The sequence below is a fragment of the Mesorhizobium sp. C268A genome, assembly GCF_040324475.1.
Classification (GTDB): domain Bacteria; phylum Pseudomonadota; class Alphaproteobacteria; order Rhizobiales; family Rhizobiaceae; genus Mesorhizobium.
This window is the reverse complement of sequence record NZ_JAMYVX010000001.1, coordinates 971,626-993,126: the sequence shown is the minus strand read 5'-3', so window position 1 is coordinate 993,126 and position 21,501 is coordinate 971,626. Positions and strand designations below refer to the sequence as shown.

The window sequence follows — 21,501 nt, the reverse complement described above, 5'->3', positions numbered from 1 at the left end:
CGGCCTACGGCGTGATCCGCGCCAGATGTTCGAGATCGCGTTCTTCGCGCAGCGGGTCGGGCGCCATCACCACGGAAGTTCCGTTTTCGGCATCGTCGGCGAAATGTGCCAGCACGGTGCGACCGCTTTCCATGTGCGCCTTGCCGTCAGCGACCAGCCCGAGCGCCAGCGCATAAAGCCGGTGCTCGGCCTTCAGCACTCTGGCGGCCAGCGTGTCTTCGTTGTCGCCGACCATCACCGGCACCGCTGCCTGCGCGATGATCGGGCCGTCATCCATCTCTGATGTGACGAAATGCACCGTGCAGCCATGAATGCGAATGCCGGCGCGCAGGGCGCGCGCATGCGTATCGAGCCCTTTGAAGGCCGGCAGCAGGGCAGGGTGGATGTTGAGCATGCGCCCTTGCCACTTCTCGACCAGGCCGCGGGAGAGAATGCGCAGATAGCCGGCCAGCGCCACGATCTCGGCGTTGAACGCAATCAGCGCGGCGTCGATCGCCGCATCATGGGCTTCCTTGCTGGCATGGTCGGCGCGCACGATGACCTTGGTCGGGATACCGCGCGCGGCCGCGATGCCGAGGCCGGCGGCGTTGGCCCGGTCGGAAATGACGCCAACGATCTCGGCGGGATAGGCCGGGTCGCTCGCCGCCGCGATCAGCGCCGTCATGTTCGAGCCGCGTCCCGAGATCAGAACAACCGTGCGTTTCCTGCTCATAGGCCGATCGAGCCCCGATAGATGACGCCGGCGTCGCGGCGCGGAACGATGCGGCCGATCGGCGTCACAGTCTCGCCGGCCTCCTGCAGCACGGCTGCGACCTGTGCCGCCTGGCCGGAGGCGACGACGAGGATCATGCCGATGCCGCAGTTGAAGGTGCGCATCATCTCCTCCGGCGCCACGCCGCCAGTCTTCGCCAGCCAGGAAAACACCGGCGGCACATCGATGGCATTGAGATCGAGTTCTGCGGAAAAGTCCTTGGGCAGGACGCGCGGAATGTTTTCGGGAAAGCCGCCGCCGGTGATATGGGCCAGTGCCTTGATGCCATGCGTGTTGCGGATGGCCTTGAGGACCGACTTCACATAGATGCGGGTCGGCTCGAGCAGCGCCTCGGCCAGCGTCGCTTCGTCGTTGAACGGCGCCGGATCGCTCCAGGCAAGCCCGCTGACGGCAACGATACGGCGCACCAGTGAAAAGCCATTCGAATGCAGGCCCGAGGAAGCCAGCCCAAGCAGCACGTCGCCTTCGACAATATCGTCGGTCGGCAGCAACTGGCCGCGTTCGGCCGCACCGACGGCGAAGCCGGCAAGGTCGTAATCCTTGTCGTTATACATGCCGGGCATTTCGGCGGTCTCGCCGCCGATCAGCGCGCAGCCGGCCTGTCGGCAGCCGATTGCTATGCCGCCGACGATTGCCGTCCCCTGGTCGGGGTCGAGCTTGCCGGTGGCGAAATAGTCGAGGAAGAACAGTGGCTCGGCGCCCTGCACGACGATGTCGTTGACGCACATGGCGACGAGGTCGATGCCGATCGTGTCGTGCTTGCCGGCATCGATGGCGATCTTCAGCTTGGTGCCGACGCCGTCATTGGCGGCGACCAGCACCGGATCCGTGAAACCCGCCGCCTTGAGGTCGAACAGGCCGCCAAAACCGCCGATCTCGCCATCGGCGCCCGGCCGGCGCGTCGCGCGCACCAGCGGCTTGATCTTCTCGACCATGAGGTTGCCGGCATCGATGTCGACGCCCGCCTCGGCATAGGTGAGCCCGTTCTTGCGCTTGGCCCGGTCGCCCTTGCTCATCGTCGGCGCATCCCTGTTTCCCTCGGCGGCTCTTCGCATGAATGGTTTCGGGGGGCAAGGATGACGACAGGATACCGGGCTTTTGCCCAAGATAAATACGTGGACAGTCGCCCCTTCACCGCTGGTCCTTGCAGCCACAATCCATCTCCATCATCGATCTGCAGAACAAGCATGGCGGGACATGCCTTTGACCATTCCCAACCTCATCACCATCCTGCGCTTCGTGCTGGTGCTGGCGATGCTGAACATGCGCTGGGACTGGGCCTTTGCCGGATTTCTCGTTGCCGGAATTGCCGATGGCGTCGACGGCTTCATCGCCCGCCGCTTCAACCAGCATTCGAACTCGGCGCCTATCTCGATCCGATGGCCGACAAGGTGCTTCTGGTCTCGGTGTTCGTGGTCATGGGCTTCATCGGGCAATTGCCGCTGTGGCTGGTGGTGACCATGGTGTCACGCGATGCGCTGATCATCTGCGCCGTGCTCTTGTCCACGGTCATGGCGCATCCGGTCGAGATGAAGCCGCTCTATGTGTCGAAGGCCAACACCGCCGCCCAGATCGTGCTGGCGGCCGTGGTGCTGGGCGAACTTGCCCTTGGCCTCCACCTCTACCCGCTCAGGCCTGCGCTCATATTGCTGTCCGGGGTCTTGACCGTGGCTTCGGCCGCGGCCTATCTCGTGGCTTGGCTGAGGCATATGAGCGGCTATGGCGAAGGCTCCACCCCGGGTAGTTGACAAGAATGCCGCGACTGCAGCGCTAGCAGAGGCGGCTGCGTCCCTGGCGTTTCGCCGCCAGATTTTCTTCTGGCTGGGTACGGCAATCTTCCTGGCGCTGTTCCTCTACATTTTCTCCAGCATCCTGTTGCCGTTCGTTGCCGGCATGGTGCTGGCCTATTTTCTCGACCCGGTCGCCGACCGGCTGCAACGCCTCGGCCTCTCCCGGCTGATGGCGACGGTGGTCATCCTGATTGCCTTCATCGTCCTTTTGGTGCTGGCCTTCGTCATCCTGGTTCCGGTACTGGCCACGCAGATGGCCGATTTCGCCAGCAAGCTGCCGGAATATCTGACCCGGCTGCAGTCGCTGATCACCAGCTTCGATCCGAAATGGCTGGAGCAGAAATTCGGCGTCAATGCCAATGGCCTGCGCGACGGGCTGAATTCGCTGCTCACTTCCGGTTTCGGCCTGCTGAGCACCGTCTTCACCTCGATCTGGAGTTCCGGCGTTGCTCTGGTGTCGGTGGTCAGCCTGTTCGTGGTCACTCCGGTTGTCGCTTTCTACATGCTGCTCGACTGGGATCGCATGGTGGCGGTCGTCGACAGCTGGGTGCCGCGCGATTATGTCGGGACGGTCAGGGCGATCTCCAGGGACATCAACACCGCGACCGCCGGCTTCGTGCGCGGCCAGGGCACGCTGTGCCTGGTGCTCGGCGGCATGTATGCCACTGGCCTGACGCTGACCGGGCTGAATTTCGCCATCCTGATCGGCCTCTTCGCCGGGCTGATCTCCTTCATTCCCTATGTCGGCTCGCTGACCGGGCTGGTGCTGGCCGTCGGCGTCGCCTTCGTCCAGTTCTGGCCGGACTGGACCATGATCGTTGCTGTCGCGGTGGTGTTCTTCATCGGCCAGTTCATCGAGGGCAACATCCTCCAGCCGAGGCTGGTCGGAAAGAGCGTCGGCCTGCACCCGGTCTGGCTGATGTTTGCGCTGTTTGCCTTCGGCGCCCTGTTCGGTTTCGTCGGCCTGCTGATCGCTGTTCCTGCTTCGGCGGCGGTTGCCGTGCTGGTGCGCTTTGCCATTGCCCGTTACCTGGAATCGCCGCTCTACAAGGGACACTCCACCGAGCCCGTCCCGCCGCTGCCCGCCGATCGCGGCGGCGGCCACCGCTCGCCGCGCGGCTGAACGTGGCGGATCAAAAGACCGAACCGCCGCGCCAGCTGCCGCTCGACCTTGGCCACGGCACCGGCTATTCGCGCGACGCGCTGGTGGTGTCGGCCACCAACCGTGAGGCGGCAGCCCTTGTCGACCGCTGGCCGGACTGGCCGTCGCCGGTGATCGTGCTCGCCGGCCCGGCCGGTTCCGGCAAGACGCATCTGGGTTCGATCTGGCAAGCGCGGGCCAACGCTGTGGCGGTCGATACCCAGCGCATCGGCAATGCCATCACCGGGCTTGGCGGCAGGCCGGCGCTGATCGACGATGTCGACAAGACAGCCATCGACGAGGCGGGCCTGTTCCATCTCATCAATGAAGTGCGCGGCGCCGGGGCCACCTTGCTGTTGACGGCGCGGCGCTTCCCCGCCGCCTGGAGGGTGACGTTGCCCGATCTCGCCTCGCGGCTGAAGGCGGCGGCAACGGTCGAGATCCATGAGCCGGACGATTTGCTTTTGGCTGGTGTCATCACCAAACTCTTCGCCGACCGCCAGGTCGAGGTCGAGCCGCATGTCGTGCAATATCTGGTGCGCCGCATCGAGCGCTCGCTGGCCACCGCCATGCGCGTGGTCGAGCGCCTCGACCGCACCGCGCTCGAGCGCAAGACGCCGATCACCCGGGCGCTCGCCGCCGAAACCGTCAGCGCAATGGACGAAGGGCAGGGCGAGTTCGAGGTTTAGATCCTGCTGCAATTCCCTGGACGGCGATTGTCGATCCCGCCCGTGCGACGTTTTCAAAACATGCATGGTGACATCACCTGAAATAATATGATACTTTCAATCAATGACATCGGAGCGATATCAATGCCTGCAGTGACCGTCCGAAATCTTCCGGAAGCGACCCACCGAGCTCTGCGTGTACGGGCGGCCTTGCACGGTCGCAGCACCGAGGCCGAGATACGCGACATTCTGGAAAACGCGGTGCGGCCGGACGGCCGTGTGAAACTCGGCTCCGTTCTGGCAGACATTGCCCGACGCGCCGGGCTGACCAATGAAGACGTGGAGGTCCTGGAGCAGGCTCGCGACAAGGCGCCGGCCGAACCGCTGGGGTTCGAATGATCCTCCTCGATACCAATGTCGTTTCGGAGGCCATGAAGCCCGAACCGCATCAAGCTGTGTTGGCCTGGCTTGATGACCAGGCCGAGGAAACGCTTTACCTCTCCAGTGTGACGCTCGCCGAAGTGCTGTTCGGCATCGAGGCCATGCCGGCGGGTCGTCGCAAGGCTGCGCTCGCTGAAACCTTCGCCGGTGTGTGCGCCGTGTTTGAGCGCCGCATCCTGCCTTTCGATACCGAGGCGGCCCGGCACTATGCCCGACTTGCAGTGAAGGCGAGGGCAGCCGGCAAGGGGTTTCCTGTGCCCGACGGCTACATCGCGGCAATCGCCTCCGCAAACGGCTTTCATGTCGCCTCGCGTGACACGGCGCCATTCCACGCGGCCGGCGTGCCTGTCATCGATCCTTGGCAGCCGTAACCAGGTACGGCAGCCCGACCAGAGCGCGAGCTGCGAACATGCGTTTCGGCAGGATTTCCTCTTCAGCGACGACAGCGTGTTCGAATGAATACACTCGATCTCTCCGTGCCCACCGCCGCATGAGGGCCGCTGTCCCATTTCGGGAAACATTATTTGGCATCCGTTTTGCACCTGGGAACTTGCCGGCTGACCCCGGTCCTGGTCGCGTTCCTGATCGGGTTGTAGGCTCGCCGGGAGTGATGATTGGGGTTCTCGCCCGGCGAGCTTACCTTCGTGGAGCAGTCACCGGAGTGTCCGGGAGGGTGCCCTATAGCCACAACGCCGCCAGATACCGGACCAGCAGATAGACCACCGTATGCGCTGCCACGTAGCACGCGGCGACGACGACAAAGAACAGCACGCTGGCGGGCCACGAGCGGGGACGGCCTTGCCTCTTGCTCGGCCGGTTGTTCCAGATCCACAGGGCTGCACAGATAATGGCCCAGACGACGACGAACGGAACCGTGATGCCGATGTAAGCGAAGTAGGCAGGGCCAATCAGCGAAAGCCATGCCTCGAGACCAAGCATCCAGTATCTCCCCTTTGCCCGGAGTCTAATGCATGTCGCTCAAGGTGGTCCCGGTTTTGAGAGAACGACATGCATCAAAACAAAAATCAAAACGCGTCGCCTAGATACGTTTCAGCGCGACGCGCTTTTAGACCGGCGATAGAGGTGGAAGCGAGGGGATTATCCCTGCGTCGATTTTCAGCCAAACCCGCCGAAGGGATGCTGTTCGATGACACGGGCGCCTGATGCATGTCGCTCAAGTGGCCCCGGTTTTGAGAGAACCACATGCATCAAACAAGACCTCAAGCGCGTCCGTGAGTCCGTTCAAATGCGACGCGCTTTAGGTCAGATTGGTGCTCCGGCCGCCAACCCGGCCGGAGCAGGTCCAAAGCGATCGGATCAGCCGCAGACCCTGACCTCTTCGACGACCCTGTGGTGATGGCGCCAGTGCCTGACCAGTTCGATATGGCAGCGGTGATGGCGATGGTGGCGCCGCCATTGGCCATCCTGGTTGTCGCTGTAGTCGTCGCCATAGTCGTCGCTATAGTCTTTGTGGCGCTGGTGATGGCGAAGAACCTGTATATCGCCATCGTCGGACGAATATTGATCGTCGTCATCGGACTGGATAGTCAGACTGGCGGCTTGCGCCGGTGCGATCAAAGCCGCCGTTCCGGCGAACGCGATCATCGAGGCGATGAGAAGGGTTTTCATTGTTTGCTCCTTGGGTTGAACATACACAACTCTGGGAGCGAACTGGTGTTCCAATGTAGGGTCCGATCGGCGAGCGGCTGCTGCTTGGGCAATGCGTGCCACCATGCGCTACCGGCGAGGCAGCCATTGGCGACCTTGGGAGTGACCTTGGGCAAGGACTGGCTTTGTGGGAAAAAATGGTCGGAGTGGAGAGATTCGAACTCCCGACCCTCTGGTCCCAAACCAGATGCGCTACCAGGCTGCGCTACACTCCGAGGCCCTGCGGCGTATACGGTTCCGGACCCTGTCGCGCAACCCCTAAAACATCAAACGGGGCTTGGCGGTCTGCGCTCCCGCGCAATCCTGGCTGCGATCGCCTTGGCCTGGATGCGAGCATTGGCGAAGCAGCCGCGGATGCTTGGCCGCATGCCGGTGAACCACAGGCCCGGCAGTTTCGGGTCGCTGTCGGCGCCGTTGAACAGCGGCACGCCCTTTTGGTCGAGCACGCCGAGCTTGCCCAGCATGGCCTCGAGCCCGGTGCGGTAGCCGGTCGCGGCGATGACGATATCGGGCTGGATCGTCGCGCCATCGTCGAAAACGACCGTGTCGCCGGTAAATTCCCGCACGGTTGGCAGCACGATGATCCTGCGGTCCTTGATGGCATCGACGGCGCCGTCATCGGTGGCGATGGCGGTATAATCCGACGCCAGCCGGCTTGCGCCGCCCGAAGGCGTCGGCGGCAGGCCGTAGGCCGTGAGGTCGCCGAAGGCCCATCGTTGCGTCGCCGCCATCACCGCATCGGCGAGCTTGAACGGCAGCCGCGCCAGGATCGGCGAAAATCGGTGGACGGCGATCTGGCCGAGGCGCTTGGGCAGCAGTGCCGGACCGTTGCGCGCCGACAGCCAGATCTGTCCCGCGTCGGCTGCCACCAGGTGATTGAGCACGTCGAAGCCGGAATTGCCGGCGCCGACGACCAGCACTTTCTTGCCCGCATAGGCCGTGGCGTTACCGAATGCGGCCGAATGGATGATGCGTCCGGCAAAGGCCTTCATGCCTTTCCAGGCCGGGATGAAGGGCTGCCGGTCGCGCCCGGTGGCGATGACGACATGGCGCGCCAGCCGCGGCCCGGCACTGGTCCGCACAAGCCAGTGGTCGCCCTCGAAGCCAATCTCCTCGACCGCAATGCCGAACTCGACCGGCAGCCGGTGCATGGCGTGGAATTCGTTCAAATGGCCGATGATGGTGTTTCGGTGCGGAAAGGCAGGGGTGCCGGCAGGAAAGGAAACGCCCGGCAGCGCCGAAAGGTCGCGATGCGTGTTGAGATGCAGTCGCTCGTGCCGCCCGTGCCATGGCTCGGCCAGCCGGGCTTCCTTTTCCAACACCATCACAGGCACGCCGGTCTTGAGCAGCGCATGGGCTGCGGTCAAGCCGGCTGCCCCGGCGCCGATCACGATCGCGCCGTCGAAAATCGCTTGGCTGTCGGCCTCGGCGTGCAAAATCCCTGCGTCCATGCCTCTTTGTGTCGCCATCATGACCATGACTTTTGATGCTACGCCAGTGTATCCAGTCGATGCCGCTGCCGAAGCGGCCTGGTTGCAGGCCGCTTCGGCCTTGCTGTCGGCAGTGTTGCACAGTATTGACTGAAATAAGGCGGCGCTACCGCCAACGCAGCTACGAGGTGCCCATGTCCGCGCGTATTTTCAGCCCAGCCAAAACCGCGATGCAGTCCGGCAAGGCCAAGACCGGCCATTGGGTGCTGGAATTCGATCCCGCCCAACGCAAGAAGATCGACCCGCTGATGGGCTACACCACATCGGGCGACATGCTGAGCCAGATCAGGCTGACCTTCGACACCAGGGAAGAAGCGGTGGCCTATGCCGAAAAGCAGGGGCTGGCCTTCCGTGTCGAGGAGCCGAAAGAGACCAAGCGCCGGCAGATTTCCTATGCGGAAAATTTCCGCTATGACCGCAGGATACCCTGGACGCATTGACCGGCGGTCAGCGCCTCGCACATAGACACCAGCCGGCCAAGATATCAAATGCCGGCCAGCGGTCCCGTAGCTCAGCTGGATAGAGCACCGGCCTTCTAAGCCGATGGTCACAGGTTCGAATCCTGTCGGGATCGCCAACAACTTCAAGGTCCATTCCGGACACATAGGTTACGGTTTATATCGGAGACATGGGTAACACTTTTGGCCCGAAGGGGTTTTGGAGTGGTTCGAGCCTGCATGTCTCATCATCGAAGTAGCCCAAATCATAATCCATGAAGGAAGCCAGCCAGATATGGTCCTCGACCTGTTTGATGCCGACGGTCTGGCCGGCAAAGACGAGGCTGAGGTTGATCTTCTTGCGATTGTAGCAGATGCGGCCGCAGGTGGTGACGGTGACGGCCTTGTCGTGAAACGGATAATCGAGATCCGGCAGGCCGGCATAGATGCGCGGTGACGGCGTGTAGCGCTCGGCTGGACAGGCCATGTCGAGCGCCTGATGTGGGCGTTCTGAGTTGAACTCATTGATGAAGTCATCGAACCTGGCCTGCTGCTGCAGGAAATTGGCGCCAGCCGGTTTGGTGGTTTCCTTCTTGAGAGTCAGGTGCATGCGCTCATGGCGCCCGTTCTGCTGCGGACAGCCCGGCTGGATGCGCTCGATGTCGATGCCCAGGCGCAGCCACCAGACCGACAGTTTGCTGAGATTGAACAGCGCGTTTGGGCTGGCAAAGGGAACGCCGTTGTCGGTCCTGATGGCGCTGGGCAGGCCGAACTCTTTGAAAACGCTCTCGAACACCGTGAAGGCATAGGCTTCCTTGGTAGTCGACAACGCCTCGCAGGCGATGAGATAGCGGCTGGCGAAGTCGGTGATCGTCAGCGGATAGCAATAGCGCCGATCGGCGAGCATGAACTCGCCTTTGTAGTCGGCACACCACAGATCGTTGGGCCGATAGCCGTTTGAAAGTGGTGTTCCCATCGCCCTGTTGCGCCTTCGCTTGCGGCGCTCGACCAGGCCATGGCGGTCGAGAACCGCATGCACCGTCGAGATCGCAGGCCGGTGAACGTCAGGATACAGCCGGGCCAACCGTTCGCGTATCTTTGGCGCACCCCAGGTCGGCTTGTCTTGCTTGAGGCGCACAATCAGCTTCTCGATTTGAAACGGAAGCTGATTGGCGTGGCGGTAGGGTCGGCGTGATCGATCCGTCAGCCCCTCAAGGCCACTGTCATTGTAGCGTGTGAGGATCTTGTAGCCGGTCTTGCGCGAGATATCGAACTCACGGCAAAGCACCGCCATCTTCTCGCCGTCCAGCAGCCGGGCAATGAACTTCAGCCGCTCTTCCATGACGTTACACTCCTTCCAAGGCACCTTGCTCTCCTTGCAAAGGGCCGAAAGTGTAACCCATGTCTCCGGAATGAACTGTCACCCATCTCTCGGGAAGGGCACAAAGAGATAGTGTGGAGGCCTGAGTGGGAATTGAACCCACTACGTCGGTTTTGCAGACCGATGCGTCACCGTCCCGCCCTCAGACCATGGCTCCTTGTGCATTGACCGCGACAGCTAGTCAACTTGGCCGGCCTCTGCTCGCAGGTTCGGACCGCGATCCGGCTGCCACCAGTCGAGATGTTCGGAACGCGGCTCGCGTTCAGGCGTTTGTCGCAGATGGCACCGAAAACCCCGACCATTGCGCGCATCTGGCGCGGCAGGACCTCGCCCGACAGGGCCGACGCCTATGAGCGCTACAATTACGAGGCTGGTATCAAGCCGCTGATCGAGAAAGCGCTTGGCGTGCAGACTTTTCGCGAGGACACGCCGACGCATTCGGAATTCATCACCATCTCCTATTGGGAGAGCGTCGAGGCGATGGCCGCCTTTACCGGCGGCGATCCGCAAAGCATCCACCATCTCGACCGCGACAAGGAGTTCCTGATCGAATTGCCGAAGGGTGTCCAGGTGCTGCGAATCCGTTCCAGCCACGGACTGGTTGGCGGCAGCTGATGTTTGCGGGCTTTGACGCCAGGACCGTTCAAATGGAGGAGACATCGATCTTCGTCAGGGCCGGTGGCTCAGGGCCGCCGCTGCTGCTCCTGCATGGCTTTCCCGAAACGCATGTTATGTGGCGGGACATCGCCGTGGCATTGGCGCCGAACTTCAGCGTGGTTGCCGCCGATCTCAGGGGCTACGGCCAAAGTGGTTGTCCGGCTTCCGGAGCCGATCATGCCGCCTATTCCAAACGAGCGATGGCGCGCGACATGGTGCAGGTTATGGACGTTCTCGGTTTCGACCGTTTCATGGTTGCCGGCCACGACCGTGGCGGTCGCGTCGCCTACCGGCTGGCGCTCGACCATCCCGAAACCGTGTCGAAGGTCGCCGTTCTCGACATCGTCCCCACGGCCTCCGCCTGGGATCGGGCCGATGCCAGGTTGGCGCTGGCCTTCTGGTCGTGGAGCCTGCTCGCCCAGCCGGAACCGCTGCCTGAGCGCCTGTTGTCCGCAGCACCCGACGCAGTTGTCGACAATGCGATCGCCGGCTGGGGCTCGGCCCCAGATGCTTTTCCCGCTGAGGTCAGGGCCGCCTATATCGAGGCGCTGCGTGATCCCGCCCATGCCCACGCCATCTGCGAGGAATATCGCGCCGCCGCAGGCATCGACCGCGAGCACGACGCGCAGGACCAGGCTGATGGCTGTCGCATCAGATGCCCGCTGCTTGCGCTCTGGAGCGGCGAGGGCGGGTTGGAGAACTGGTATGCGGAGGAGGGCGGCACGTTGGCGATCTGGCGGCAATGGGCTGAAAACGTCGGAGGCGGCTCGGTCAAGGGTGGGCATTTCTTCCCGGAAGAGCACCCCGAAGCCACGGCTGCAAGGCTGTCGAGATTCTTCGCAAGCTGACGGCGGACCGATTGCTAAATCCGGCCCTGTGTTTTCCTGTGCCGACTATCTCAGATGCCCGAGGGATTGCAGGATCAAAGTGCTTGAAAGACCAAGCAGGGCGATACCGTAAAACCGGTCGATCCACACGGCGTTTGGCCCAGCCAGAAGCCTTGCGGCCCGCGCGCCAAGGGCTGCGTAAAACGTCAGCACAAACACATCGGCAAGCGCGGCGACAATGGCCAGGATGCCATACTGGATCGCGATCGGCTCATCCACGCGGACAAAATGCGGCAGGATCGCGGGGAAAAGCAGCCAGGCCGCCGGATTTGTGACCGCCACCAGGAAGCAGCGCCCAATGAGTGCCTTGGCTGAATGGCGTGTTTCGGGAAGGTTAGGGTTGAACGAAGGTCGGGATGCGGTGCGCAGGGTACCGATGGCGACGAAAAGCAGATAGCCCGCGCCGAACATCCTGAGAGCCCAGAGATAGAATTCCGAAGCCAGCAGAAGAGCGCCGAAGCCCAGCGCGACGATGCTGATAAGAACGAAATCAGACAGTACGACGCCGGCCATGCCGAGAAACGCGCGTCGAAAACCGTAGCGGGAGCCGTTGGTGATGGCGAGCACGACGTCCGGTCCCGGAACCGCCATTCCGAGCACCGACACGAAGGCAAATGTCACCAGCGGCAGGTTTCCCATGACGCCGCGTAATGTACCCGGCGCTCACCGTCCGTAACGCCCTTCACACAGCGGCTTGGCTATCGCCGATTGTTGTTGGCCACCTTGGCTCAGTGCCCGTCGCGCATCTTAACCACCACAGTCCGCACCGCCAGCACCAGCACGGTGATGATGATCAGGATCACCGAGAGCGCGGCGATCGCCGGGTCGATGTTGTCGCGCAGGCCCATCCACATCAGCCGCGGCAGCGTGATGGCGTTGACCGAGGTGATGAACAGGGTGACGCCTATCTCTTCCCAGGACAGCACGAAGGACAGCAGCGCGGCGGTGACGATGCCGAACTTGATGTTGGGCATGATGATGCGCGTGGCGCGTTCCCACACGCCGGCGCCAAGGCCGCGCGCGGCAAGGTCGATGCGGCGGTCGAGCTGGCTGAGCGAGACCAGGATCAGCACCGTGGCGAAAGGCACCGTCATCACCGAATGCGCCATGGCGACGCCGAGCCAGGTGTCGTAGCCGAAGAACGAACTCATGCCCGAGATCGACGTCAGCAGGAAGTAGAGCGTGATCGCCGAGACCACCGGCGGCACCACCATCGGCAACAGCACGAAGCCGACAAGGGCGGCGGTAAATCGCGGCTGGAACATCCAGGCGCCAAGGCTGAAGCACAGCGCCAGCACGGTGGAGATGACGCTGCTGACGATGCCGATGCGGATCGACAGCAGGATGGCGTCGAGCCAGCGCGGATCCTCGATCAGCGCGCGGTAGTGGCGCAGCGACAGTTCGCCCGTCGGCATAGCCAGCATGCGGCTTGGCGTCAGCGACACCGGGATGACCGCCAACAGCGGCAGCAGCAGGAACAGCGCCACTAGCACGGCGAGGATCAGGGAGACGGGACCGGGGCGATAGGTCGGCATCAGATCAGTTGCTTCGGTCTGACATAGCGGAACAGCAGCGCCATGAGCGCGCCGACGAACAGCACCAGCACGACGCTGATCGCCGCACCCAGTCCCCAGTCGGGACTCTGGAAGATGCGGAGATAGATCAGCTCGGCGATCATCACGCTGCGGCCGCCGCCGAGGATCGCCGGCGTGACGAAGAAGCCGAGCGAGAAGACGAACACGATCATCGCCGAACCGATGATGCCGGAGCGCGTCATCGGCACGAACACGGTCCAGAAGGTGCGCATACGGCTGGAGCCGAGCCCGCGAGCCGCGAGCAGCACGCGCTCGTCGAGGCTGCGCATGGCGGAGGCCAGCGGGAACACCGCGAAGGGAATGAGGAAATGCGTCATGCCGACAATGACGCCGAACTCGTTGCGCACCAGCGCCAGCGGCTCGGAGATGAAGCCGATCGATTGCAGCCAGGTGTTGATCAGGCCGCGGTTGGACAAAAGCGCCACCCAGCCGAAGGCGCGGGTAAGCACCGAGATCCAGAAGGGGACGAGAATGCAGAATTCAGCGATTATGCGCTGTGCCGGGCTGCCGCGCACCCACACCATGGTGATGGCGTATGCCGCCGCCACGGAAACCACGGTGACGATCAGCGCGATGCGCAGCGTGCGGATGAACACAGACTGCACCAGGGCATCGGTGGCGAGCGCGCCATACTGGCCGAGCCCCGGTGTCGGCAAGGTGACGCTCCACTTGACGACGCCGAGGAACGGCCAGGCGTAGGCCAGCACAAGGAACAGGAGCAGCGGCGCCATCAGCACCGCCGCGCCCATCCTGTCGGAGAGGGTGCCTCTCATCGAAGCTCGTGCCCGGCCTGGTCAGGCCGAGATGATCTTGGTGTATTCGTCGAGTGCTGCCCCGTAATTCTTGGCGTACCAGTCCATGTCGAGCGCGATCTGCTTCTTCATGTTTTCGGGATCGACCGGGTTGATGCGCTTCTTGTCGGCGGGGATCAGCGCATCGGCGGCCGGATTGGCCGGACCCTGTCCGAGCTTGTCGAACATCACCAGTTGCTTTTGCGGATCCTGGGCGCTGGCGATGAACTTCATCGCTGCGTCCTTGCCGCCGGGGTTGCCCTTGAGCACGGCCAGCGCGCCGGGCGAAATCAGGCCCTGATCCCAGATGAACTTGATCTTGCCGCCCGAGTCCTGCTCGATCAGCGAGGCGCGGGTCGACCACACGATCGCCATCGAGGCTTCGCCGTTGAGCAGCACGCTCTGGCTCTCGGCGCCGCCGCCCCAGTAAGCCACGACGTTTTCCTTGAAAGCGGCGATCTTGTCATGCGCTCGCTTCAGGTCGAGCGGGTAGAGCGAGGCCGGCGCGATGCCGTCTGCAAGCAGCGCTGCTTCCCAGCTCGACACGCCCCATTTGTAGAGCGAGCGCTTGCCCGGAAACTTCTTCACGTCGAAGAAGTCGGCCATGCCGGTCGGCGCGTCCTTGCCGTATTTCTCGGAATCATAGGCGATGACATAGGAGAAGAAATAGGTCGACGCCGCGTATTCCCAGCCGAACCCCTCGCGCATCTTCTTCTTGTCGACGACGGCGTAGTCGATCGGCTCGAGCGCACCCTGCGCGCCGAGCGTGATGGCCGAGAACGGGTCGACATCGACGAGATCCCAGGTCGGCGCGCCGCTCTTGAACTGTGCGGCAATCGCGCCTTCGGTCGGGCCCGAACCGTCCATCTTGACGGCGATGCCGGTCTCCTTGGTGAAGGCCTGGCCATAGGCGGCGTCATAAGCGGTGAGGGCATCGCCACCCCAGTTGACCAGCACCAGCTCCTTGGCCTGCGCAAAGGCACCGGTCGAGCGCAGCAGCATCGGTGTGCCGGCCAGCACGAGGGCTGCAAGCTGGGTGAATTGCCGGCGCGAAATCTCGCCGCGCACAGCCCGGGCGGTCAGCCCGTCCATGGCTTGTTTTTTGCTTTGGTTTGTCATTTTAGTTCCCCTTTTTCGTTTTGGTTCCGGTGGTTATGGCGCGCTCCAGATTCTTTGCTGGAAGACTTCGCCGTTCTCGTCGTCATCCTCCGTCCGGAAGGAGGAAACCCTTTTCCGCCGGCCATGTCAGCCAGACGGAATTGCCTTTGCTGAGTGCAGCCGCCGCGACCTCGTTCGGCACCGAGACGGTCACCTTGGCGCCCTGGCGTGTCGTCAGATCGAGTTTGGTCGCCGCACCCAGATAGGTCGAGCCGATGGCGGTGGCGGCAATGCCGTTCTCGCCGGCGGCGGCTTCGCGCGTGATCGACATATGTTCGGGCCGGATCGCCAATATGGCATCGCCACGGACTTTCTCGGCCTTGCAGAGCATGTTGACCGCGCGGTCCTCGCAGAGGCCCGTCGAGCCATTGTCGGCGGGCTTGACCCCCTTCAACGGCAGCATGTTGATCTCGCCAAGGAACTCGGCGACGAAGCGGTTGTCCGGCCGGTCGTAGACCTCGTCCGGCGCTCCGACCTGCAGCAATTTTCCGTGGTTGAAGATGGCGACGCGCGACGACAGCGCCAGCGCCTCGCTCTGGTCGTGGGTGACGAAGACGAAGGTGGTGCCGGTCTCCTGATGCAGCCGCTTCATCTCGGCCTGCATCTGGCCGCGCAGGCTCTTGTCGAGCGCCGAGAACGGCTCGTCGAGGAGCAGCACGCCGGGTTCGAACACCAAAGCGCGGGCCAACGCCACGCGCTGCTGCTGGCCGCCGGAAAGCTGCGCCGGCAGTTTCGTCTCATGGCCCTTGAGGCCGACGCGCTCGATCATCTCGGCAACGCGGCGCTTGATCTCGGAAGCCGATTTCTTGCGTACCTTGAGCGGGAAGGCGATGTTGGCCTCGACCGACATATGCGGAAACAGCGCATAACCCTGGAACACCATGCCGGCGGCGCGCTGCTCTGCCGGCCGATCGGTGATGTCGAAACCGTCGCTGAAAAGCTTGCCGGCGGTCGGTTGCACGAAGCCTGCCAGGATCATCAGAAAGGTGGTCTTGCCCGAGCCGGAGGGGCCGAGCAGCGTCAAAAACTCGCCGCGGCCGATATTGAGCGTCAGGTCGTCCAGCGCCCGGAACGAGCCGAAGCTCTTGCCGATCCCGATTGCCTTGATCTCTGCGGCCCGGCCGGGTTGCTGCATCCTGCCTCTTCCTTGATCGTGGCTTGAGCGTAGGGCAGTGCGCCGGCTCACCGCAACCGAATAGTTTTCGCCTGATCGGCAAATTTGATTCACGGATGGGAGGCTAGTACGGGCTGATCCGGTTCTCCGACAGCTTCGACCTCAACCAGCCATTGAATGCTTCCAGCACCGGGTGGCTGGCCTTGGCATGTTCCGACACCAGGAAATACGAGCGCGGCGAGGGGATCGCGATGTCGAAGGGGCGCACCAGACGGCCTTCGCTCAGCGCCCGGCGGCTGGTCAACTCGTCGCCCATGGCGATGCCCTGGCCGGCGATCGCCGCGGAAAAAACGAGGTTCATGTCCGAGAAGAAGATGCCGCCTTCGGTGTCGGGGTTTTCCACCTTGGACAGCGCCAGCCAGCGCGCCCAGTCCTCGGTGTCGCCGAGATGCAGGAGATTGGCGCGCAGCACGTCGGCCGGTTTTGAAAAGCCGCCGACCTTGTTGAGCAGTGTCGGGCTGCAAAGTGGCGTGAACGAGATTTCGCACAGCAACTCCACCGAGCGGTTCGGCCAGTTGCCGACGCCGAAGGCAATGAAGGCATCGGCGTCCGGATTGCTGACATCGTCCAGCCGCCGCGGCGTCAGGATCGACAGCGCCACGTCTGGATACATCTGCCGGAACTCGCCGATGTGGGTGCATAAAAACAGAGAGGCGAAGCCCGGCGTGCAGGAAACGGCGAACGAACCGCCGACGCCGGTGCCGGCCTGGCGCGTTACCGCATCGCCGAGCACGGTCAGCGCCTTCCTCACATCGGCGGCATAGCGCTGGCCGCGCGGTGTCAGCGCCACGCCCTTGCCGATGCGCTCCAGCAGGTCGAAGCCGAGGTCGCGTTCGAGCAGCCGCAACTGATGGCTGACGGCGCTGCGGGTCAAATGCAGTTCATCGGCTGCGCGCCAGACACTGCCGTGACGGGCAAAACTGTCGAGGGCGCGCAACGCCTGTGTGGAAGGTATTCGCAAGAGGCCTCAGGTGAACCGAATTTGCATGAACCGGAAAAACATATCACTTTTTGCAATGCCGCTTCACTGCTTTCTTGGGGCGCATGGAGAAACCGGTGACGACCTCGGCGCAAGCCACCGCGCTTGCCTGTCTCGATGGCATCCAACCGTCGCTGTCGGCGTGGACGCGCGCCATTTTCGATTTCGGGGAAACCGCCTGGCGCGAATACCAGTCGGCGGCCTGGTATGTGGCGCGGCTGAAGCATGAGGGCTTTTCGGTCGAGGAAGGGTCGGCCGGCATGCCGACCGCCTTTTGTGCCCACTGGACGAATGGCCCGGGGCCGACCATCGGCATGTACGGCGAATACGACGCCGTGCCCGGCAACTGCCAGGACGCGGCAACGGTGAAGCGATCGCGGCCGGGCCTCGGCAGCGAGGCCGGCGGCCACACCGATCCGCATTCCGGGCTTGGCATTGCCGGCCTCGGCGGACTTCTCGCCACCAAGGCGGCAATGCAACGCCACGGCATCGAGGGGACGTTGCGCTTCACCGGCGAGCCGGCCGAGAAGGTCAGGGGCTCGAAGCCGATCCATGCGGCCAAGGGCTACTATGACGGCCTTGCCGGCATGATCTCCTTCCACCCCTTCTATATGCTGCCGCTCTGCAACACGGCGCGCTGGGACACGCATTGCGGCGCGGCCTACGCGATGATCTACCGTTTTGTCTGCGACGAACCCGAAAACTGGGTTCGCGCAAGCGATGGCGCGCCGATCCCGCAGGCGCATTCGGCGGTGCGGGCGCCCGGTGCCAATGACGCGCTGATGACGATGTACATGACCTCCAAGGCGCTGCGCGATTCCATGCTGCCTCACCAGGGCGGCTGGTCGATCAGCGAGGCGATCCTCACCGCCGGGCAGGCGACCGCCGACAATCTGCCGGCGGGGCTGGCCGAGATCCAGTACATGATCCGCGTGCCGACCATTGCCATGGCAGAGCAGGTCACCGCGGTGCTCGACCGTAATGCGGCCGCGGCCGCGGCGATCAGCGGTTGTCGCTATGAGCGCCATTGGGTGTCGAAGTCGAGGCCGGGCCTCGCCAATCACGCCATGGCGGGGATTGCCTATGAGGCGCTGTCCACCGTTGGCGCTCCGAGCTGGGACGAGGCGGCGAAAGCGATCGGTCGCGAGGTCCAGGTCAATGCCGGCGGCACCGCGACCGACAACCCTTTCATCGACGAGATGGAGCGGCTGGTTGCGCCGCAAGAGGCCGAGGCAATCCTGCGCCGCGATTTGCCTCCGTCGCAGATCAACTCGACCTCCGACGACTACACCGACATGTCGTGGCACACGCCGACCGCACGCTTCTATGTCGCCCGCCCGGCGCTGCGCTCGGCGAATGGCCATGCCTATCCATCCTGGGCGATGAACGCGCTGGGCGGTATCTCGGCCACCATCGACCCGATGGTCATTTGCGCCGCCAAGACGGTTGCGCTTGCAGCCCTCCGCCTGCTCGAGGACAAGGCCGCGCGCGATGCGGCCATGGACGAATTCGTCACCCGCACCGGCGGCGGCATTGGTGGCTCCAACTGGATCGCGCCGCTTTGCGACTATGACCCGCCGATCAATTTCCGCTGGCCGGAATATGTCACCACCGCGCGGGGGCGCGATTGGTGGATTCCGAGCAGCCAACCCAATCAAGCTGCATAATCGAGGAGAACCTTATGACCGTCCATGACCGCATCGTCGCCGAGCCGTTCTCGCTGCAACGCCGCAACCCCGCCGGCGGCACCAAGCCGCTGACGTCATGGGGCTTTGCCAACGAGACCGACGTGCTGACAGACGTGTTGCTCGGCTCGCCAAACTTCCTGCGCCACCTCTCGACCAGCTCGCTGTCGCGCAAGCATTTGCGCGAAGCGCCCTGCAACGTCCAGATCGCGCAGGCGCAGCACAAGGACCTCGTCGCCGCCTACGAGCATTTCGGCGTCAACATCCACTGGCACGAGCCGACGCCGGAACTGCCGATGCAGGTCTATTCCAGAGACTCCAGCGTCATGACGCCCTACGGCGCCTTCATCACCGCCATGGCCAATTGGTGGCGGCGCGGCGAGAACTATGCCGCCATCCGCACCTATGAAAAGCTCGGCATCCCCATCTACGACATGGTCACGGCTGGCACCTTCGAAGGCGGCGACTTCAACGTCATCGAGGAGGGCGTGGTGCTGATCGGCTGCGGCGGCGCCCGCACGCAGGAAGAGGGCGCCCGGCAGGTGCAGGACTGGTTCGAAAAGGAAGGCTGGGAAACGCGCCTCGCCTTCATCGACGAATATTACGTCCATATCGACCTGATGGTGGTGCCGATCGCCGAAAAACTCACCGCGGTGTGTCTCGCCTGCACCGAGCCCGGCATCGTCGACTGGCTGAAGGGCAAGGGCCACGAGATCATCGACGTGCCCTTCCAGGACACGATGGCGCTCGGCTGCAACTTCATGTCGCTTGGCAAGGACAGGGTGATCGCGCCGACGTCGAGCCAGTCGCTGATCGGCCAACTCAAAGCGCGCGGCTTCGAGGTTGCTGCCGTCGACATGAGCGAGATTTCCAAGACCGGCGGCGGCATTCACTGCATGGCGCAGGCGCTGAAGCGCGAGCCGGCGTAACGGCACGAATTGCCGCCGGGACCTGTGACGGACTGCTGCCAGATTTGACAAAACGGGCCCGGCAGACGAAATTGATGCTATTAAGGAGGGATTCTGTGAAGAAAACTTACGAAAAGCCGAGTCTGGCCAAAGCCGGCAAACTCGGATCGCTGGTCGCTTCAAACCCGTCGAAGCCCGCCCCCTGAGCGCAACCAGCCGCTGAAGGCCGAAATTCGGTCGTCCTGGTTACCGACGACCGGATCGCGCTGTATGATTGAAGGGAGCCCGCCGGCTTTGAACGGCGGGCTTTTTGCTTTGCGCCAGAGCGCCGCCGCGTCAACTGGCTAGCCCAGTCTTCCCGACCCTGAATTGAACTTGCGCCGGGCGTTTTCCAGATGCGCGCGCATCGCCTGGCCGGCCGCTTCCGGGTCGTGGCGCTCGATCGCCTCGAACACCGCCTGGTGGCCGGCAAAACTCGTGCGGTTTTCGATCTCCGTATTGGCTACGTGGATGCGCTGATTGATCAGCCATTCGACCTAGCCGTTGATTTTGAAACCAAGCCAGCTTCCCCAAAAGATCATGCCCAAACAAAGCCATAGCGCGAAGACCACATGCGCGCCGTTCCCGCCCGCCCGGCGATCAGGGAGTGGCTGGCGTGAGATGGCCGCGCTGACGACGGAACGAGATCGCCTCGTCTGGCCGGCCGGACTCGCGACGGCGTGGTCCGGCCGGAATTCCATCTGCTATGCGGGTATCAATACGGCGATGCGATGCACGCCGACCTCCTTGCTTGTATTCGTCGCTTCATCGGTCTTGCCCTTGGAGCAGGTGTACATATCACCCGTCTTGAGCTTGAATTCCTTGTCCGCTTTCTTGATCGTGAATGCACCTGAGGTAATGGTGCACACCATGTCGTTGTCCATCACGGTTTGAGGAGCATGTGCTCCGGGCTGAAACACAACGTCGATAATTGCGATGCTCTTGTAGGCGGGAATGTCTGCATTGCCGGTGCCGACCTCCACCACCCTGACACCGGGCGCAATCTCCTTGCCCTCTTTCGGGCCGTATTTCTTGATTTTTGCCGATGCCGCCAAGGTGAACAAAGGCGCTACCGCGGCGGTCGTCAGACCGAGGGCAATTGCAGACCTGCGATTCATGGTTTTCATTGCATCCTCCCGATGCTCGTCATGCATGGATATGCACGACCGGCGATATATTAGCACAAACGAATTTACTTGTATGCAAAGTGACTGTGGCGCAGGCCAGCAAGAAAATGCTCCGCCGGATAATGTCGCTTCACTGTACCTTTTGCCGGAATTTCGAATGACAGGTCGAGCAATCCTGCAGGATGAGATGCAGGATATGCTCCGCCGGCAGTTTGGTCGGATCGGCTTCCTCTGGAATCGAGCGCTTGCCGAGCAGGCTGCCGCCGCCCATCGCCAGGCCGGTGCCCATGCGCATGTCATCGGTGATGACGGCCGGCGCGCTTTCGGCCTTGGCGGCCAGAGCGTCGGCCAGCGTTCCGATCTGATTTGCCAGGGCCTCGAATTCCGCCCGTGACTGATCGATCTCCAGCCTGGCCTGCGAAGGCGGTCCAAGCGAGCCGCTCGGAAATTCGGCAATCAGGGCAGGGCCGGTGCGCGCGCGCAGCGTGTCCGCTGCCGCCTTGAAGGCTGCCGCGTCATAGGCTTGCCTGCGGTCGAACATGCCGGCAATGGTTTTCGCAGCCGCCGCCATCTCCTTCATCGACGCCTGGCGGGCCGCGACGATCGGTCCGCTGCCGACGGAGGCGCCCATCGTAAGGGCACAGACCAGCCACAGCAGCGCCGCTTTCACAGTCCATCTCACGGCGCCATGTCCTTGCCCCATCCATCCGTGC

At 63.1% G+C, this 21,501-nt stretch carries 24 protein-coding genes, 3 tRNA genes and 1 pseudogene; 11 read left to right on the top strand and 17 right to left on the bottom strand.

Annotated elements, in window-relative coordinates; all coding sequences use genetic code 11:
* Positions 1-4 precede the first annotated feature (4 nt).
* Positions 5-712, bottom strand: a complete 708-nt coding sequence (gene purN, locus NKL06_RS05070; RefSeq protein WP_023693924.1) for a phosphoribosylglycinamide formyltransferase — start codon at positions 710-712, stop codon at positions 5-7.
* A complete protein-coding gene (purM, locus tag NKL06_RS05065) occupies positions 709-1,788 on the bottom strand; it encodes a phosphoribosylformylglycinamidine cyclo-ligase (protein ID WP_023693923.1) in 1,080 nt (359 codons plus the stop codon). Before purM ends, purN begins: the two co-directional genes overlap by 4 nt.
* A 187-nt stretch (positions 1,789-1,975) precedes the next feature.
* Between purM and NKL06_RS05060 the strand changes: the two are divergent.
* The 5 genes and pseudogenes from NKL06_RS05060 (at position 1,976) to NKL06_RS05040 (ending at position 5,183) form a co-directional block, all read left to right on the top strand.
* Positions 1,976-2,520 (top strand): annotated as a pseudogene (locus tag NKL06_RS05060) (CDP-alcohol phosphatidyltransferase family protein).
* Positions 2,492-3,685, top strand: a complete 1,194-nt coding sequence (locus tag NKL06_RS05055; protein WP_023684761.1) for an AI-2E family transporter — start codon at positions 2,492-2,494, stop codon at positions 3,683-3,685. The pseudogene NKL06_RS05060 and the gene NKL06_RS05055 overlap by 29 nt, the downstream one beginning before the upstream one ends.
* Before the next feature lie 2 nt (positions 3,686-3,687).
* Complete coding sequence (gene hdaA / locus NKL06_RS05050) at positions 3,688-4,392, top strand: DnaA regulatory inactivator HdaA (RefSeq protein WP_023693922.1); 705 nt, start codon at positions 3,688-3,690, stop codon at positions 4,390-4,392.
* A gap of 123 nt (positions 4,393-4,515) precedes the next feature.
* Positions 4,516-4,770, top strand: coding sequence for a FitA-like ribbon-helix-helix domain-containing protein (locus tag NKL06_RS05045; protein ID WP_023670289.1), 255 nt, complete (start codon positions 4,516-4,518; stop codon positions 4,768-4,770).
* Entirely contained in the window at positions 4,767-5,183 is a 417-nt protein-coding gene (locus NKL06_RS05040) for a type II toxin-antitoxin system VapC family toxin (RefSeq protein ID WP_023684763.1), read from the top strand. Before NKL06_RS05045 ends, NKL06_RS05040 begins: the two co-directional genes overlap by 4 nt.
* Before the next feature lie 307 nt (positions 5,184-5,490).
* Here the strand turns inward: NKL06_RS05040 and NKL06_RS05035 are convergent, their stop codons facing one another.
* The 4 genes from NKL06_RS05035 to NKL06_RS05020 all read right to left on the bottom strand — a co-directional run bounded on the left by NKL06_RS05035 (position 5,491) and on the right by NKL06_RS05020 (position 7,931).
* Complete coding sequence (locus NKL06_RS05035; protein ID WP_023684764.1) at positions 5,491-5,751, bottom strand: hypothetical protein; 261 nt, start codon at positions 5,749-5,751, stop codon at positions 5,491-5,493.
* A gap of 378 nt (positions 5,752-6,129) precedes the next feature.
* Positions 6,130-6,441 carry a hypothetical protein gene (locus NKL06_RS05030; RefSeq protein ID WP_023684765.1) on the bottom strand — a complete coding sequence of 104 codons (312 nt, stop codon included), beginning with the start codon at positions 6,439-6,441 and terminating at the stop codon, positions 6,130-6,132.
* Positions 6,442-6,618: 177 nt separating this feature from the next.
* Positions 6,619-6,695 (bottom strand) — tRNA-Pro (locus tag NKL06_RS05025).
* A gap of 51 nt (positions 6,696-6,746) precedes the next feature.
* Complete coding sequence (locus tag NKL06_RS05020; protein ID WP_023693921.1) at positions 6,747-7,931, bottom strand: flavin-containing monooxygenase; 1,185 nt, start codon at positions 7,929-7,931, stop codon at positions 6,747-6,749.
* A 173-nt stretch (positions 7,932-8,104) separates the two neighbouring features.
* On the opposite strand from NKL06_RS05020, the gene NKL06_RS05015 reads away from it, so the two are divergent.
* Positions 8,105-8,410 (top strand): ETC complex I subunit, encoded by a 306-nt coding sequence (locus NKL06_RS05015; protein ID WP_023670294.1) that lies wholly within the window; start codon positions 8,105-8,107, stop codon positions 8,408-8,410.
* 60 nt (positions 8,411-8,470) lie between these two features.
* A tRNA-Arg gene (locus NKL06_RS05010) sits at positions 8,471-8,547 on the top strand.
* A 38-nt stretch (positions 8,548-8,585) separates the two neighbouring features.
* Here the strand turns inward: NKL06_RS05010 and NKL06_RS05005 are convergent.
* Both NKL06_RS05005 and NKL06_RS05000 read right to left on the bottom strand, forming a co-directional pair.
* Positions 8,586-9,773 carry a helix-turn-helix domain-containing protein gene (locus tag NKL06_RS05005; protein ID WP_023727784.1) on the bottom strand — a complete coding sequence of 396 codons (1,188 nt, stop codon included), beginning with the start codon at positions 9,771-9,773 and terminating at the stop codon, positions 8,586-8,588.
* Positions 9,774-9,863: 90 nt separating this feature from the next.
* A tRNA-Cys gene (locus NKL06_RS05000) sits at positions 9,864-9,937 on the bottom strand.
* A 130-nt stretch (positions 9,938-10,067) separates the two neighbouring features.
* Here NKL06_RS05000 and NKL06_RS04995 point away from each other — a divergent pair.
* Both NKL06_RS04995 and NKL06_RS04990 read left to right on the top strand, forming a co-directional pair.
* Positions 10,068-10,403 (top strand): antibiotic biosynthesis monooxygenase family protein, encoded by a 336-nt coding sequence (locus tag NKL06_RS04995; RefSeq protein WP_031208674.1) that lies wholly within the window; start codon positions 10,068-10,070, stop codon positions 10,401-10,403.
* Positions 10,403-11,293 (top strand): alpha/beta fold hydrolase, encoded by an 891-nt coding sequence (locus tag NKL06_RS04990; RefSeq protein ID WP_023693919.1) that lies wholly within the window; start codon positions 10,403-10,405, stop codon positions 11,291-11,293. Before NKL06_RS04995 ends, NKL06_RS04990 begins: the two co-directional genes overlap by 1 nt.
* 45 nt (positions 11,294-11,338) lie before the next feature.
* Here NKL06_RS04990 and NKL06_RS04985 read toward each other — a convergent pair whose 3' ends face one another.
* The 6 genes from NKL06_RS04985 to NKL06_RS04960 form a co-directional block, all read right to left on the bottom strand.
* Positions 11,339-11,971 carry a LysE family translocator gene (locus NKL06_RS04985; RefSeq protein ID WP_023693918.1) on the bottom strand — a complete coding sequence of 211 codons (633 nt, stop codon included), beginning with the start codon at positions 11,969-11,971 and terminating at the stop codon, positions 11,339-11,341.
* A gap of 89 nt (positions 11,972-12,060) precedes the next feature.
* A complete protein-coding gene (locus NKL06_RS04980; RefSeq protein ID WP_023693917.1) occupies positions 12,061-12,867 on the bottom strand; it encodes an ABC transporter permease in 807 nt (268 codons plus the stop codon).
* Positions 12,867-13,700: an ABC transporter permease gene (locus NKL06_RS04975; RefSeq protein ID WP_023670301.1), complete on the bottom strand. Its 834-nt coding sequence runs from the start codon at positions 13,698-13,700 to the stop codon at positions 12,867-12,869. The genes NKL06_RS04980 and NKL06_RS04975 overlap by 1 nt, the downstream gene beginning before the upstream one ends.
* A gap of 21 nt (positions 13,701-13,721) precedes the next feature.
* Positions 13,722-14,837, bottom strand: a complete 1,116-nt coding sequence (locus NKL06_RS04970; protein WP_023693916.1) for an ABC transporter substrate-binding protein — start codon at positions 14,835-14,837, stop codon at positions 13,722-13,724.
* 82 nt (positions 14,838-14,919) lie between these two features.
* Positions 14,920-16,011 carry an ABC transporter ATP-binding protein gene (locus NKL06_RS04965; protein ID WP_023693915.1) on the bottom strand — a complete coding sequence of 364 codons (1,092 nt, stop codon included), beginning with the start codon at positions 16,009-16,011 and terminating at the stop codon, positions 14,920-14,922.
* A 103-nt stretch (positions 16,012-16,114) separates the two neighbouring features.
* Positions 16,115-17,011 (bottom strand): LysR substrate-binding domain-containing protein, encoded by an 897-nt coding sequence (locus NKL06_RS04960; protein ID WP_023684774.1) that lies wholly within the window; start codon positions 17,009-17,011, stop codon positions 16,115-16,117.
* 83 nt (positions 17,012-17,094) lie between these two features.
* On the opposite strand from NKL06_RS04960, the gene NKL06_RS04955 reads away from it, so the two are divergent.
* Both NKL06_RS04955 and NKL06_RS04950 read left to right on the top strand, forming a co-directional pair.
* On the top strand, positions 17,095-18,696 hold the full coding sequence (locus NKL06_RS04955; RefSeq protein ID WP_031208672.1) for a zinc-binding metallopeptidase family protein: 1,602 nt from the start codon (positions 17,095-17,097) through the stop codon (positions 18,694-18,696).
* Between the two features lie 14 nt (positions 18,697-18,710).
* Positions 18,711-19,643 carry a dimethylarginine dimethylaminohydrolase family protein gene (locus NKL06_RS04950; RefSeq protein ID WP_023693913.1) on the top strand — a complete coding sequence of 311 codons (933 nt, stop codon included), beginning with the start codon at positions 18,711-18,713 and terminating at the stop codon, positions 19,641-19,643.
* 323 nt (positions 19,644-19,966) lie between these two features.
* Here the strand turns inward: NKL06_RS04950 and NKL06_RS04945 are convergent, their stop codons facing one another.
* From NKL06_RS04945 to NKL06_RS04935, 3 genes are all read right to left on the bottom strand, one after another.
* Positions 19,967-20,077 (bottom strand): hypothetical protein, encoded by a 111-nt coding sequence (locus tag NKL06_RS04945; protein WP_245267157.1) that lies wholly within the window; start codon positions 20,075-20,077, stop codon positions 19,967-19,969.
* Positions 20,078-20,365: 288 nt separating this feature from the next.
* Entirely contained in the window at positions 20,366-20,788 is a 423-nt protein-coding gene (locus NKL06_RS04940) for a hypothetical protein (protein ID WP_023684778.1), read from the bottom strand.
* A gap of 130 nt (positions 20,789-20,918) precedes the next feature.
* Positions 20,919-21,470, bottom strand: a complete 552-nt coding sequence (locus NKL06_RS04935) for a cytochrome c (protein WP_031208670.1) — start codon at positions 21,468-21,470, stop codon at positions 20,919-20,921.
* Positions 21,471-21,501 lie beyond the last annotated feature (31 nt).